The organism is Streptomyces sp. AM6-12 (assembly GCF_044327085.1).
In the GTDB taxonomy this organism is placed as follows: Bacteria; Actinomycetota; Actinomycetes; order Streptomycetales; family Streptomycetaceae; genus Streptomyces.
This window is the reverse complement of the sequence record NZ_JBIQWN010000001.1, coordinates 5060039-5072104: the sequence shown is the minus strand read 5'-3', so window position 1 is coordinate 5072104 and position 12066 is coordinate 5060039. Positions and strand designations below refer to the sequence as shown.

General features: G+C 71.8%; 12 protein-coding genes. 6 read left to right on the top strand and 6 right to left on the bottom strand.

What is annotated here, in order from left to right; translation table 11 throughout:
* Positions 1-5: 5 nt before the first annotated feature.
* Positions 6-440 (bottom strand): MarR family winged helix-turn-helix transcriptional regulator, encoded by a 435-nt coding sequence (locus ACE4Q9_RS22955; protein WP_397986107.1) that lies wholly within the window; start codon positions 438-440, stop codon positions 6-8.
* Positions 441-512: 72 nt separating this feature from the next.
* Here ACE4Q9_RS22955 and ACE4Q9_RS22950 point away from each other — a divergent pair, with 72 nt between their 5' ends.
* Positions 513-1538 carry an NADP-dependent oxidoreductase gene (locus ACE4Q9_RS22950; protein WP_397986106.1) on the top strand — a complete coding sequence of 342 codons (1026 nt, stop codon included), beginning with the start codon at positions 513-515 and terminating at the stop codon, positions 1536-1538.
* A gap of 55 nt (positions 1539-1593) precedes the next feature.
* Here the strand turns inward: ACE4Q9_RS22950 and ACE4Q9_RS22945 are convergent, their stop codons facing one another.
* The 3 genes from ACE4Q9_RS22945 to ACE4Q9_RS22935 form a co-directional block, all read right to left on the bottom strand.
* Positions 1594-2754, bottom strand: a complete 1161-nt coding sequence (locus ACE4Q9_RS22945; RefSeq protein ID WP_397986105.1) for a serine hydrolase domain-containing protein — start codon at positions 2752-2754, stop codon at positions 1594-1596.
* Positions 2755-2887: 133 nt separating this feature from the next.
* Positions 2888-3550, bottom strand: a complete 663-nt coding sequence (locus ACE4Q9_RS22940) for a hypothetical protein (protein ID WP_397986104.1) — start codon at positions 3548-3550, stop codon at positions 2888-2890.
* A 37-nt stretch (positions 3551-3587) separates the two neighbouring features.
* Positions 3588-4070 carry an ATP-binding protein gene (locus ACE4Q9_RS22935; protein ID WP_397986103.1) on the bottom strand — a complete coding sequence of 161 codons (483 nt, stop codon included), beginning with the start codon at positions 4068-4070 and terminating at the stop codon, positions 3588-3590.
* 116 nt (positions 4071-4186) lie between these two features.
* Between ACE4Q9_RS22935 and ACE4Q9_RS22930 the strand changes: the two genes are divergently transcribed.
* The 3 genes from ACE4Q9_RS22930 (at position 4187) to ACE4Q9_RS22920 (ending at position 5732) form a co-directional block, all read left to right on the top strand.
* Positions 4187-5014 carry a helix-turn-helix domain-containing protein gene (locus ACE4Q9_RS22930; RefSeq protein WP_397986102.1) on the top strand — a complete coding sequence of 276 codons (828 nt, stop codon included), beginning with the start codon at positions 4187-4189 and terminating at the stop codon, positions 5012-5014.
* On the top strand, positions 5011-5244 hold the full coding sequence (locus ACE4Q9_RS22925; RefSeq protein ID WP_397986101.1) for a DUF397 domain-containing protein: 234 nt from the start codon (positions 5011-5013) through the stop codon (positions 5242-5244). Before ACE4Q9_RS22930 ends, ACE4Q9_RS22925 begins: the two co-directional genes overlap by 4 nt.
* Positions 5245-5438: 194 nt before the next feature.
* Positions 5439-5732: a DUF6087 family protein gene (locus ACE4Q9_RS22920; protein WP_397986100.1), complete on the top strand. Its 294-nt coding sequence runs from the start codon at positions 5439-5441 to the stop codon at positions 5730-5732.
* 52 nt (positions 5733-5784) lie between these two features.
* Here the strand turns inward: ACE4Q9_RS22920 and ACE4Q9_RS22915 are convergent, their stop codons facing one another.
* A complete protein-coding gene (locus tag ACE4Q9_RS22915; protein ID WP_397986099.1) occupies positions 5785-7305 on the bottom strand; it encodes a DHA2 family efflux MFS transporter permease subunit in 1521 nt (506 codons plus the stop codon).
* 125 nt (positions 7306-7430) lie between these two features.
* On the opposite strand from ACE4Q9_RS22915, the gene ACE4Q9_RS22910 reads away from it, so the two are divergent.
* Positions 7431-8459: an Lrp/AsnC family transcriptional regulator gene (locus ACE4Q9_RS22910; RefSeq protein WP_397986098.1), complete on the top strand. Its 1029-nt coding sequence runs from the start codon at positions 7431-7433 to the stop codon at positions 8457-8459.
* Between the two features lie 45 nt (positions 8460-8504).
* Here ACE4Q9_RS22910 and ACE4Q9_RS22905 read toward each other — a convergent pair whose 3' ends face one another.
* A complete protein-coding gene (locus ACE4Q9_RS22905) occupies positions 8505-8963 on the bottom strand; it encodes an RrF2 family transcriptional regulator (protein ID WP_397986097.1) in 459 nt (152 codons plus the stop codon).
* A gap of 74 nt (positions 8964-9037) precedes the next feature.
* Between ACE4Q9_RS22905 and ACE4Q9_RS22900 the strand changes: the two genes are divergently transcribed.
* Positions 9038-11983 carry a beta-galactosidase gene (locus ACE4Q9_RS22900; RefSeq protein ID WP_397986096.1) on the top strand — a complete coding sequence of 982 codons (2946 nt, stop codon included), beginning with the start codon at positions 9038-9040 and terminating at the stop codon, positions 11981-11983.
* Positions 11984-12066 lie beyond the last annotated feature (83 nt).

The window sequence follows — 12066 nt, the reverse complement described above, 5'->3', positions numbered from 1 at the left end:
AAACCTTACGCGTCGAGCACCCGCCGCAGCAGATCCCGCAGCGTCCCCCGCTCCTGCGCCGACAGTCCCGCCAGCGGCTCGCGCGCGAAGTGCAGCCCCTCCCGCAGTTCGCGGGCCACCCGCAGGCCCTCCTCCGTGGCCGCCGCCATCTTGACGCGGCGGTCGGCGGGGTCCGGGCGGCGCTCGGCGAGGCCCCGCGCCTCCAGGCGGTCCACGATCCCCGTCACGTTCGACGGCTCGCACTTGAGCTTCTGTGCGAGCTTGCGCATGGGCAGCGGCCCGAGGGACAGCAGACTGAGGAGCTTGGCCTGCGCACCGGTCAGGGCGTGCTCGGCCGCCGCCTCGTCGTAGTCCGCGTGATAGCGCGCCACGACCTCGGCGATCAGTTCGACGACGTCCAGGGTGAGCTGGTCCGGACGGCGGGGATGCGGTGGTGCCATACCCCCCAGCCTACCCGTTTACTTGACAATCTGAAATATTCAGCCTAACCATTGTTTCAGGTAGTGAAATAAATGAAAGGCACCACCGCGATGACGACGAACATCAACCACGAATGGCACCTGCTCAGCCGCCCCGTCGGCTGGCCGAAGCCGGAGGACTTCGCGCTCGTGGAGACGCCCGTCCCGACGCCGGGCGAGGGCCAGATCCTGGTACGGAACACGTACCTCTCCGTGGACCCGTACATGCGGGGCCGGATGAGTGCCGCCAAGTCGTACGTCGAGCCGTTCGAGCTGGGCAAGGTCATGCAGGGCGGCGCGGTCGGCGAGGTGATCGAGTCCCGCGCCGAGGGGATCGCCCCCGGCGACCACGTGCTGCACTTCCTCGGCTGGCGCGAGTACGCCGTGATGGACGCGGGGCACGCCGTGAAGGTCGACCCGGAGGCCGCCCCGCTGTCGGCGTACCTCGGGGTGCTCGGCATGACCGGCCTGACCGCGTACGCGGGCCTGCTGCGCACCGCCTCCTTCAAGGAGGGCGACATCGTGTTCGTGTCCGGCGCCGCGGGGGCCGTGGGCAGCCAGGTGGGGCAGATCGCGAAGCTCAAGGGCGCCTCGCGGGTCATCGGCTCGGCCGGCTCGGACGAGAAGGTGCGGCTGCTGGTGGAGGAGTACGGCTTCGACGCGGCGTTCAATTACAAGAACGGCCCGGTGTCGGAGCAGCTGCGCGAGGCCGCGCCCGACGGGATCGACGTGTACTTCGACAACGTCGGCGGGGACCACCTGGAGGCGGCGATCGGCTCGCTGCGACAGGGCGGCCGGATCGCCGTCTGCGGCATGATCTCGGTCTACAACGACACCGAGCCCGCGCCCGGACCGCGCAACCTGGCGCGGCTGATCCAGACGCGGGGCCGGATCGAGGGCTTCCTCGTCAACGACCACCGCGATCTCCAGCCGCAGTTCGTGCGGGAGGTCGGGCCGTGGGTGGCCTCGGGACGGCTGAAGTACCGGGAGACCGTGGTGGAGGGCATCGAGAACACCCTGGAGGCGTTCCTGGGGCTGCTGCGGGGCGACAACACCGGGAAGATGGTCGTCAAGCCGTAGCCCTCAGTGTTTCGGACCGCTGGGCGGGGATGCGCGTCCCCGCCCGCAACGGTGGTCACCCGGTTGCCGTCGCCGCCCGGTGCACCGCCCGCACCAGCCGGTCGTTCTCCGGCGCCGCCCCGTAGGGGAAGGTGAAGCGGCGCCGGGTGTACCCGTACGCCAGGCCGGCGTGCGGGTCGGCGAACGCCTGGGTGCCGTTGGCGCCGCTGTGGCCCACGGAGCCGGCGCCCAGGACGGGGTGCCAGAGGTCGGCGGTGGCCTGGAAGCCGAGGCCGAAGGACCGGTGGTCGCGGGTCACCAGGTCGTAGCCGGCGGAGTGGATCCGGCCGAACTCCGCGATCGTGTCCGCCTTCAGCAGCGGCGCCTTGCCGTCGACCTCCCCGATCATCGCCGCGTACATCCGCGCGAGCCCCCGCGCCGAGGCGATGCCGCCCGCCGAGGCGGGGCCCTTGGCGCGGATCAGCGGGTCCTCGTACAGCCGCTCCAGGACGGTCGGTTCGGCGCCGTGCCGGTTGAAGGCGATCGCCTCCAAGGTGTGCGGGCCGCGCGGCGAGGCGTCGATGAGCGCCCGCTGTTCCGGGGTGGGAAGCAGCGGCTGTGGGCCGCGGAAGCGGGGTTCGGCGGTGGTCGGCAGGCCCAGGTGGAAGTCCAGCCCGTAGGGGACGCGGACCCGGTCCTCGTACAGGTCCTGGATCGTCCGGCCGGTCGCCCGGCGCACCACCTCGCCCGTCAGCGCGCCGATCACCAGCGCGTGATAGCCGAACGCGGCCCCCGGTCGCCAGAACGGCCGCTGGTCGGCAAGGTGTTCGGCGACCACACGGTCGTCCGCCAGCTCGGCACGGGTGAACCCGGCGTCCGTGCCGACCAGTCCGGCCCGGTGCGCGAGCAGGTCCCTGAGGGTCAGCTCGCCCTTGCCCTCGGCGGCGAACTCCGGCCAGTAGTAAGTGACTTTGCGGCTCAGCTCCAGCGTGCCGTCCTGCACCAGCAGCGCCGCGACCAGGTGGGCCGCGCCCTTGGTGGCCGAGAACACGCCGTACAGCGCCTCGCCCGTCCCGCTCGGCCCCGCCCACAGGTCCACCACGCACCGCCCGCGCACATAGGCGCACAACTGGCCCTCGTAGTCGTCCCGTTCGGCCGCGACTAACGCGGCGAATTCCTCCCCGACCGCCTCGAAACCCTCGGCGACCGTGCCGTGCACGGCGTTGTTCTGCGTCATCCGCACTCCTTCTGAACCTGTCCCTGTAACGACTCAACCGCCGTGACGTCCCTTCGGTGTCATCGATGCCCCGAACGGCCGATGGCACGGGAGAGGCGCAATTCCGGCGGCCCTGACGCCGATGAGGGCTTGATCAGGTGCACCACCACAGGAAGCGGTCACAGGTGCGGGTCGGGGACGGTGCCGGGGGCGGCGGGGAGGTCGCGGGGGCGGTGGTGGGAGGTGAGGCGGTCGGCGGTGTCGTGGCCGGGGTGGTGGGGGCGGTGACGGGCGAACCGGGGGCGGTGGTGGCGGAGGGTGGCGCCGTCGCCGTACTGCTGGTGGCGGAGGGGGAGGCGGAGGCACTGGACCCCGCCGACGGGGACCCGCTCGCGGAGGCCGTCGGGCCGGAGGTCGCCGAGACGTCGCTGACCTGCGGCGGAGCGGTCGTACGAGCCGAAGGACCGGAACTGTCGCCGGCCGAGGTGTCCTTGACGGTGGCCGTGCCGCCGCCGGTGAAGGGCAACGGCGCGTCGGTGCCGAGTTCGGCGAGGCCGAGGCCGCCGGCCGCGAGCGCGAAGCCGACGGCGAGGAGGGCGGTACGGCGACGCTTGCGGCGGTGGGCGGCGGCCTTACGACTCCGCCGCTCCGCCCGGCCCCCTCCGGGCTCCCGGGGCTCTCCCCCCGTCCCCTGTTCGGGCTCCCCGTTCTCCGGCCCCACCCGCGCCGGACCGGGTATCCGGTCGGCCGGTGTTCCGCACCCCGGGCAGACCAGGGCGCCGTTGAGGTGCCGTCGGCACGGGAGGCAGTAGTCCATGACGCCCGGAAGACTAGGGTCGACGCGCGTCACGTTCCTAGGCACCGCTGTGAATGTTTGGTGCGGGATCGAAAACGTTCTCGAAAGATGCCGGTACGGCGACGACGGCCCGCACGGTCTTGCCCGGCGGCGGCTCCCGGTCCACCACCTCCCAGCGCCGGGCCACCGCGTCCACGAGCAGCAGCCCGCGCCCGGACTCGACGAGCGCAGAGGACGGGGGCACGTTGCCGGGGCTGGGCGGCTGACACTCCGACCGGGTGTCGCTCACCTCGATCCGGATACCGTCCGCGTTCCGGGCGAGCCGCAGCTCGAAGTCCCGGCCCGGCACACGGCCGTGGGTGACGGCGTTCGCGGCGAGTTCGGCGACGACGAGGGCGACGGCCTCGGTGGTCTCACTGCCGTAGGCGAACCCCCAGGCACCCAACTGCGCCACGGCGAGCCGCCGCGCGAGGCGTGCGCCGCGGGGGGTCGAGCTGAGGCGTTGGACGAGCGTGGGGGTGATGACCGGGAGTGCTGTCATGCGCCCAATGTGGGGCGCGGGGAGGGGGGTTCACCAGAGGTGACGCGCGTACGCTGCGGGGGCGTACGTGGTTACGGGCTGGACAGTACTGATGACGGGGCGTGACGATCTGTGTCATGGCTACGGGAAGCGGCGGTGAGCCGGAGTCGTCGGTAAGTCTGCGCACGTTCGGAGCGGTGCTTCAAGCGCTGCGCGAGTATCACGGGCTCACGCGGGAGGAACTTGGGGAACTTGTGGGGTACTCCAAGCACACGATCGCCTCGATCGAGTTGGGCAGGCGTATGCCCGACCCCGACTTCATCGAGGCGGCGGAGGCGGCACTCGGCAGCACCGGCGCCTTCCGAAGGGCCGCCGAGCACCTTGAGCGCGAGCCCGGACTGGCCTCCTGGTTCCGCCGCTGGGCAATGCTGGAGCAAGTGGCCATCACGCTCTACACGTACGAGTCCAGGATGGTGCCAGGGCTGTTGCAAACGGAGCGGTATGCACGGGTGTTGTTCACCGAGCAGCTTCCGCCGCTGAGCGACAGCCAGATCGAAGAGCAGTGGCTTGCCCGCGCCAAGCGCCAGCAGTTGCTGTGGGAGCGGCCGAACACGGCGTTCAACTTCATCTTGGAGGAGCATGTCTTCCATCGGGGCACGGGCGGGCCGGACGTCACCCGGGAAGTCATCGACCACATCCTGGAGGTCAGCGAGCTACGGAACGTCGAGATCCAGATCATGCCGACTGCCTGCGCATCACACGCCGGTCTCGCCGGTCCCATGCAATTGCTGGAGACCCCGAAGCACAAGTGGTTCGCCTACTGCGAAGGGCAGCGTGGCGGGATCCTCGTATCGGACGCGAAGGAGATCAGCATCCTTCACCAACGGTATGCCAGGATGCGTTCGCAGGCTCTCTCCCCGGAATACTCACGGAGCCTGTTGCAGCGGATGCGAGGGAACCCATGATCTGGTTCAAGAGCAGTTACAGCAGCAGCGGCGACGGCGACTGCGTGGAAGTCGCCCTGAACTGGTGCAAGTCCAGCTACAGCAGCGCGTCCGGCGACAACTGCGTCGAAGTCGCCACCACCCCCGCCACCATCCACATCCGCGACTCCAAAGCCAAACAGGGCCCCCAGCTCGCCCTCACCCCCACCACCTGGTCCGCGTTCGTCGCCTACGCAGGCGCCCACGGCTAGCGCGCAGGCGGGAGGCCGCCGCCGGGAACAGCCAACGCGACGCTATGACCTGCGACAAGGCGTCCCCGCCCGGATCGGCCCGGACGGGGGCGTCGTCGCTCCTGAGAATCAGACGGTCCCCTCGATGCGTTCGAAGATGTCCGCGTCCGTCTCCCGCTGCCAGACCGGCAGGTCGGACCCACTACGCTCCGGGCATGGACGACGAACCGCTCGCCCAGTGGGCCGAGCGTCGGGACGCGAGGATCGGGCAGCTCCGTGTCGTACCCCTTGTGACCGGCGACGGCCCGAGGGCATCGCATCTGAACCCCGATGCGCCCCGTGCGATCCAGCGGTGGAACGGCCATCTGTGGGAGGCGCACGGCTTCGCGGCGAACCTCGCGGAAGCACGGCTCATGCTGTTTCCCCGCGCCGAGGCTGCCGCCGCTCCGGAGGCGTCGCCGAAGCTCGGCCCCGGAACCGGCAGGCATCGGAAGCCTCCGACGCCCTGATCGCCTCCGCGCGGAACACTCCCGTCCCGGCGGCCGCCTGGAAGAAGGTCGGTCAGGCGTGGGCGGGGACCGGTGGCTGTTCCTCCACCGCCGGGGCGACCCGCTCGGGGCGCATCAGGATCAGGGCCAGGACGCCGGCGAGAAGGCCCACGGCTCCGGCGACGGTGAAGCCGGCCCGCAGGGCGTGCGCCGCGGCGCCGTGCAACGCGTCGGCCAGTTGCGCGCGGCCCGCGGCCGGGGACGCGGCCAGGACGTGGCCCGCGCCGCCCCCGGAGAGGGCCCGGCCGAGGGCGGCGGCGCCCCGGACCCGGTGGTCGGTGAGCCACGCGGCCGAGGAGGACGCGAAGACACTGCCGAGGACGGCGATGCCGATGGCGTGGCCCAGCTGACGTGCGCTGTTGGTCGCGCCCGCGGCCATGCCCGCGCGCTGCCAGCCCACCGCCGCGGTCGCCGAGGAGCCCAGCGTGGGCAGCGTGGCGCCGACCCCGACGCCGATCACCGCGTAGCCGACGATCAGTGCCGTCCAGTCGGAGCCCGCGCCGATCAGCAGGGTCTCGGCCAGGGCACCGGCACCGATCAGCACCATGCCCCCGCCTATCAGCAGCTGCGGGCGGACGCCGTGCAGGAAACGGCCGACGACCAGCGAGGTGCAGAACGAGGCGCCGGACAGCGGCAGTCCGGTCAGCCCCGCCTCCAGCGGGGTCAGGCCGAGCAGGGACTGGAGCCAGATCGACGTGTAGGCGAGCATCGCGAACGCCGCGACGTTCACCGTCAGCGACGCGATCATGATCCCGGTGAACGAGCGGCTGCGGAACAGGGACAGGTCGAGCATCGCGTGCCGCGAGCGGGCCTGGACGACGAGGAACACGAGGAAGGCGACGACGGCGAGGGCGAACAGGCCCAGGACCGCCCCGGAGGTCCAGCCGTGCTCCTGCGCGCTGATCACCGCCAGGACGAGCGCCGAGGCGGCCACCGTGAACAGGACGGTTCCCGTCCAGTCGGGCCGGCGCCCCGGCGTGGGCCGGTCCGCGGCGAGTGCCTTGGCCGCGAGCCAGACCGCGGCCACGCTGATCGGGATGTTGACGTAGAAGATCCACCGCCAGTCGGCGGCCTCGGTGAGCAGACCGCCGAGGACGGGGCCGACCGCCGCGGCGGCGCCGGAGACCGCGCCCCACACGCCGTAGGCGGTGCCCCGGTCGCGCCCCTGGTAGGAGGCGTTCAGGAGCGGGAAGGCGGTCGCGAACATCGCGGCGCCGCCCAGGCCCTGCACGGCACGGGCCGTGATCAGCGTGCCCGGATTCGGTGCCGCGCCGCACACCGCGGACGCAAGCGCGAAGGCCACGAGGCCGCCCAGGTAGACGCGCCGGTGCCCGGTCAGGTCCGCCAGCGCTCCCACGCCGAGCAGCACCACGGCGAGGGCCAGGGCGTAGGCGTCGATCACCCATTGCAGCGAGGCGAACGTGCTGTGCAGGGCGAGGGACATGTCGGGGAGGGCGACATTCACGATGGTGACGTCGATCAACAGCATGAACGAGCCGAGACAGACCGCCAGGAGGGGCAGCCACTTACGCATGGGAACACGCGTCCTTTCCTTCGGTACGCCCATCACCCTCGGCGACCGCCGGACCGTGCTCCAAACCAGCCCCCTGGCTCGGTCCAAAACCTCCACACCGCCGCCGTTCATGGGACGATCGGCTCATGCCCGACGCGCTGGACCGACAGATCATCCGAGCCCTGCAATGCTCGGCGCGCGCCCCCTTCGCCCGGATCGCGGAGGCCGTGGGTGCCTCGGAGCAGACCGTCGCCCGTCGCTACCAGGCGCTGGTGCGCAGCGGTGTGGTCCGCGTCCACGGACGGGTCGCGCCCGCCTCGTACGGGCAGGTCGAGTGGGTCGCCCGGATCGCCTGCCGGCCCGACCGGGTGGGGGCGCTGGCCGAGGCCCTGGTGCGCCGCCCCGAGGTGTCCTTCGTCCGGCTCGCCTCGGGTGGCTCGGAGATCATCTGCCTGCTGCGCTCCTCGGCGGGCGACTCCGGGGACACCGTCCTCCTGAAGGAGCTGCCCCGCACCTCGGCCGTGCTGAACCTGCACATCGACATGATCCTGCACGACTTCGGCACCGGGCTGTCCGCCGAGTGGAACGGCTACGGCGGCCGGCTGACGGCGGAGCAGCAGGCCCTGCTGACCGCCGGTGCCGCGCCGCCGTCCGGGCCGTACCACGCGGTCACGGACGAGGACGGGCCGCTGCTCGCCGCGCTCGCCGAGGACGGCCGTGCCACCCATGCCCGGCTGGCCGCGGAGACGGGCTGGAGCAAGGGCCGCCTCCTGCGCCGGCTGGCGGCACTGGAGGAGTCCGGCACCCTCTCCTACGAGGTGGACCTGCTCTCCGAACTGCTCGGGCACCCGCTGCACGCCACGCTCTGGCTCCGGGTCCCGCCGCACCGTCTGGAGGCGGTCGGCGAGGAGATCGCCCGGCACGACCAGATCGCCTTCGCCGGTGCCATCAGCGGGCCGGACAACATCATGGCCATCGTCATCTGCCGGGACACCGACGACCTCTACCGCTTCCTGACCCGGCAGATCGCGTCGATCCCGGACATCGGCGGCTACGAGGTGAGCATCCGCGTGCGCGGCTTGAAACAGGCCGGTTCCCTCATCACCGGGGGACGCCTCACCCCGGCCCCGCGGCCGTACGTCCGCCCCAAGGGCCAGGGCGCGAAGGGGTCATGACCGCCCCCCTCGGGGCACGAGCGCGGGGCACGAGGCCCTCTCCCCCTACGGGTTCTCCCATGCCGCCGGTTCCGCCGCCAGGGCGCTGACCGGGTCCGGCAGGCCGCCCGCGGCCAGGTCCCCGATCGTCACGCCCTCCAGGATGCGGCGGACGCCCGCGCGCAGGGCGATCCAGAGGGGGAGCAGGGGTTCGGCCGTGCCGGTGTAGGTGAGGCCCGTCGGGCGTTCGCCGCGGACCGAGACGATCGGGCCGTCCACGCCCCGGATGACGTCGGCCACGGTGATCGCCGGGGCCTCGCGGGCGAGCCGGTAGCCGCCGCCCCCGCCGCGCCGGCTGTCCACGATCCCGGCGCGCCGCAGATCGCCGAGGATGCCCTCGAGGAACTTGTGCGGGATCCCCTGGGCGGCCGCGATTTCCTCTGCTTTCACCGGCCCGTTACCCTGCCGTACGGCCAGCTCCAGTACCGCCCGTACCGCGTAATCCGCCCGTGCCGAGATCCTCATGGGTCCATTGTGGGTCGTCCGCGCGTGGAGAATGGCCGCACCCGCGCCCCGTAAGATCGCCGGGAGGATCCACCTTGGCGCTCAGCAGACGTACCTTCAGTGCCCTCACCGGCTCGGCCGCGCTCGGTCTCGCCCTCGGCGGCAGCGGCGGGACCGGGGCGCCCTCGGCGTACGCGGCCCGCAGCGTGCCGACCGGTCCGGTGCCCGCCCCGCCGCGCGCGGACGGCGAGCACCACACCATCGGGTACGACCGCTACTCCCTGCTGGTGGACGGCAGACGGCTGGTCGTGTGGTCGGGCGAACTGCACCCCTTCCGGCTGCCGAGCCCGTCGCTGTGGCGGGACGTGCTCCAGAAGATGCGCGCGCACGGCTACAACGCCGTGAGCGTCTACGTCGCCTGGAACTACCACTCCCCCGCTCCGGGCAGGTACGACTTCTCCGGCGTCCGCGACCTGGGCCTGTTCCTGCGCACGGCCGCCGAGACCGGGCTCTACGTCATCCTGCGCCCCGGCCCGTACATCAACGCCGAGGTGGACGGCGGCGGTTTCCCCGGCTGGCTCACCGCGGCCAAGGGGCGGGCGCGTTCGGCCGATCCGGCGTACCTCGCGCACGTGGACGAGTGGCTGACGCGGGTGAACCGGATCGCCCGCGAGCACCTGTTCACCCAGGGCAAGGGCACCGTGCTGCTCTACCAGATCGAGAACGAGTTCGACGCCCGGGTGGGCTCGGCGGACAGCCGCGCCTACATGTCCCACCTGTACAAGAAGGTGCGCGCCGACGGCATCGACGTACCGCTGTTCCACAACGACAAGGGACGCAACGGGTATTGGACCCCTGGCTCCTTCGACACCGGTGGTGAGCGCGGCGGTTGGCTGTACGGCTTCGACGGGTACCCCTCGCCGTCCCAGACCCCGCCGGACTGGGGGACGTTCGGGCCCGGCGGGGCCAAGGGCGGTGCCAGCGCCTCGCCCACCACGCCCGGATTCGTGCCCGAGTTCGGCGGTGGCTGGTTCGACCCGTGGGGCGGTTCCTTCTACGGCGGCAAGGGGTACGCCGAGGCCCGCCGCACCCGCGACGCCGCCTACGAGCGCCGCTTCTACCTGACCAACCTCGCCAACGGCATCACCCTGCACAACGTCTACATGACCTTCGGCGGCACCTCCTGGGGCTGGCTGCCCGCGCCGGTCGTCTACACGTCGTACGACTACGGCGCCGCGATCGACGAGGCCCGCAACGTCACCGCGAAGATCGCCCCGATGCACCAGCTCGGGCATCTGCTCCAGCGCGTCCCCGACTTCGCCAAGCTGGACCGCGCGGCGGAGGTGCGTGCCAAGGGGCTGAAGGTCTACCACCTGACCAACCCGGACACCGGCGCCCATGTGTACGTCGCCCGGAACGACGGCAGCGAGGCGGTGACGGCGGACCTGCCCACCGCCGAGGGCGACTTGCGGATCACCGTGCCCGGCAGGGACGCCAAGCTGCTGGCCACCGGTCTGTCCCTGGGCAAGCGGAAGCTGAAGTACGCGACGGTGCAGCCGACCATGTGCCTGACCGCCGGGCGGCAGGACGTCGCCGTGTTCACCGGACGCAAGGGCGAGATGGCCGAGCTGGTGCTGCACTGCGACACCGACCCGGACGTCATGCGGCTGGACCCGGAGGCCGCGTGGGGGGTGGACGACACGGGCCTGCACGTCAACGCACCGCTCGGGCAGAGCGGACTGATCCGCGTGCTGGTGGAGAAGGGCGACACGGACACCCCGTTGCTCCTCCTCTTCGCCGACGACGCCACCTCCGTACGGCTGTTCCCGTACGACACCCCGTCCGGGTCCCTGCTGGTGTACGGCCCCCAGCTGCTGCGCCACGTGGAACTGCGCGGCTCGGAAGTCCACTTGACCGGTGACATCACCGATCCGACGAGCGTGGAGGTGTGGGGGCCGCGCGGCATCTCCACCCTGGTGTGGAACGGGCGCAGGCTCGCCACCCGCGTGACGATGTCCGGCAGCCTGATGACCACCCGGATGCTGCCCGCGGTGCCGGAGGTCCGGCTGCCCGCGCTCGGCACCTGGCGGATGCGCCGGGAGAACCCCGAAGTGGGCCCGAGCTACGACGACTCCACGTGGAAGGTGGCGGACAAGAAGACGTCGTACAGCAGCACGGCCGTCCCTGAGGGCCAGCCGGTGCTGTTCGCGGACGACTACGGGTTCCACTACGGGGACGTCTGGTACCGGGGCGTCTTCGACGACTCCACGGACATCTCCGGGATCGCGCTCGGCTACAGCAGCGGCACCCAGGGGCTGTTGATGGCGTGGCTGGACGGCGAGCCGCTGGGCACGCACCGGATGCCGGTGCCGGACGCCACCACGATCCGCAAGGGCACCTGGTCGGACACGGCCTCCTTCCCGGTGCGCGACGCGCTGCGCTCGCCCGGTCGGCATGTGCTGTCCGTCCTCGTCCGGCGGATGCAGCACGACCAGGACGGCAGGTCGGACGACACCCACAAGGCCGCGCGGGGCCTCACCGCCGCGGTCTTCAAGGGCGCCTCGCCGAAGGTGCGCTGGCGCATCCAGGGCGAGGGCCGCCCCGACCCGGTGCGGGGGCCGCTGAACAACGGCGGGCTGCACGGGGAGCGTTCGGGCTGGCATCTGCCGGGGTTCGCGGACGGGGACTGGGACACCGTGGACCTCCCGCGCGCCGAGCGGTATCAGGGAGTGACCTGGTACCGGACGGCCTTCCGGCTGGCCGTGCCCGGCGACGTGGACGCGTCGATCGGGCTGACGCTCCAGGACGATCCGTACCGGGCGTACCGGGCCCAGATCTTCCTCAACGGCTGGAACATGGGGCAGTACATCAACGACGTGGGCCCGCAGCACACGTTCGTGCTGCCGAACGGGGTGCTGCGCACGCGGGGCGAGAACACGCTGGCGCTCGCGGTGCTGTCCGAGTTCACGACCCTGTCGGGGCCCGGAGAGGTCCGGCTGACCCTGCTCGGGAAGGCGGTCGGCGGGTTGGTTGTGTCTTGAACCACGCCTCCGGGATCGCGTGACGTGGGCGGGTCCCGGCACGTACGCTCGACGGAACCGCGGCGGCCGGCGGCCGTGAGCAG

Coding starts and splice junctions, on each gene's coding strand:
- ACE4Q9_RS22955 (WP_397986107.1), bottom strand. CDS start 440: ATGGCACCACCGCATCCCCGCCGTCCGGACCAGCTCACCCTGGACGTC.
- ACE4Q9_RS22950 (WP_397986106.1), top strand. CDS start 513: ATGAAAGGCACCACCGCGATGACGACGAACATCAACCACGAATGGCAC.
- ACE4Q9_RS22945 (WP_397986105.1), bottom strand. CDS start 2,754: ATGACGCAGAACAACGCCGTGCACGGCACGGTCGCCGAGGGTTTCGAG.
- ACE4Q9_RS22940 (WP_397986104.1), bottom strand. CDS start 3,550: ATGGACTACTGCCTCCCGTGCCGACGGCACCTCAACGGCGCCCTGGTC.
- ACE4Q9_RS22935 (WP_397986103.1), bottom strand. CDS start 4,070: ATGACAGCACTCCCGGTCATCACCCCCACGCTCGTCCAACGCCTCAGC.
- ACE4Q9_RS22930 (WP_397986102.1), top strand. CDS start 4,187: ATGGCTACGGGAAGCGGCGGTGAGCCGGAGTCGTCGGTAAGTCTGCGC.
- ACE4Q9_RS22925 (WP_397986101.1), top strand. CDS start 5,011: ATGATCTGGTTCAAGAGCAGTTACAGCAGCAGCGGCGACGGCGACTGC.
- ACE4Q9_RS22920 (WP_397986100.1), top strand. CDS start 5,439: ATGGACGACGAACCGCTCGCCCAGTGGGCCGAGCGTCGGGACGCGAGG.
- ACE4Q9_RS22915 (WP_397986099.1), bottom strand. CDS start 7,305: ATGCGTAAGTGGCTGCCCCTCCTGGCGGTCTGTCTCGGCTCGTTCATG.
- ACE4Q9_RS22910 (WP_397986098.1), top strand. CDS start 7,431: ATGCCCGACGCGCTGGACCGACAGATCATCCGAGCCCTGCAATGCTCG.
- ACE4Q9_RS22905 (WP_397986097.1), bottom strand. CDS start 8,963: ATGAGGATCTCGGCACGGGCGGATTACGCGGTACGGGCGGTACTGGAG.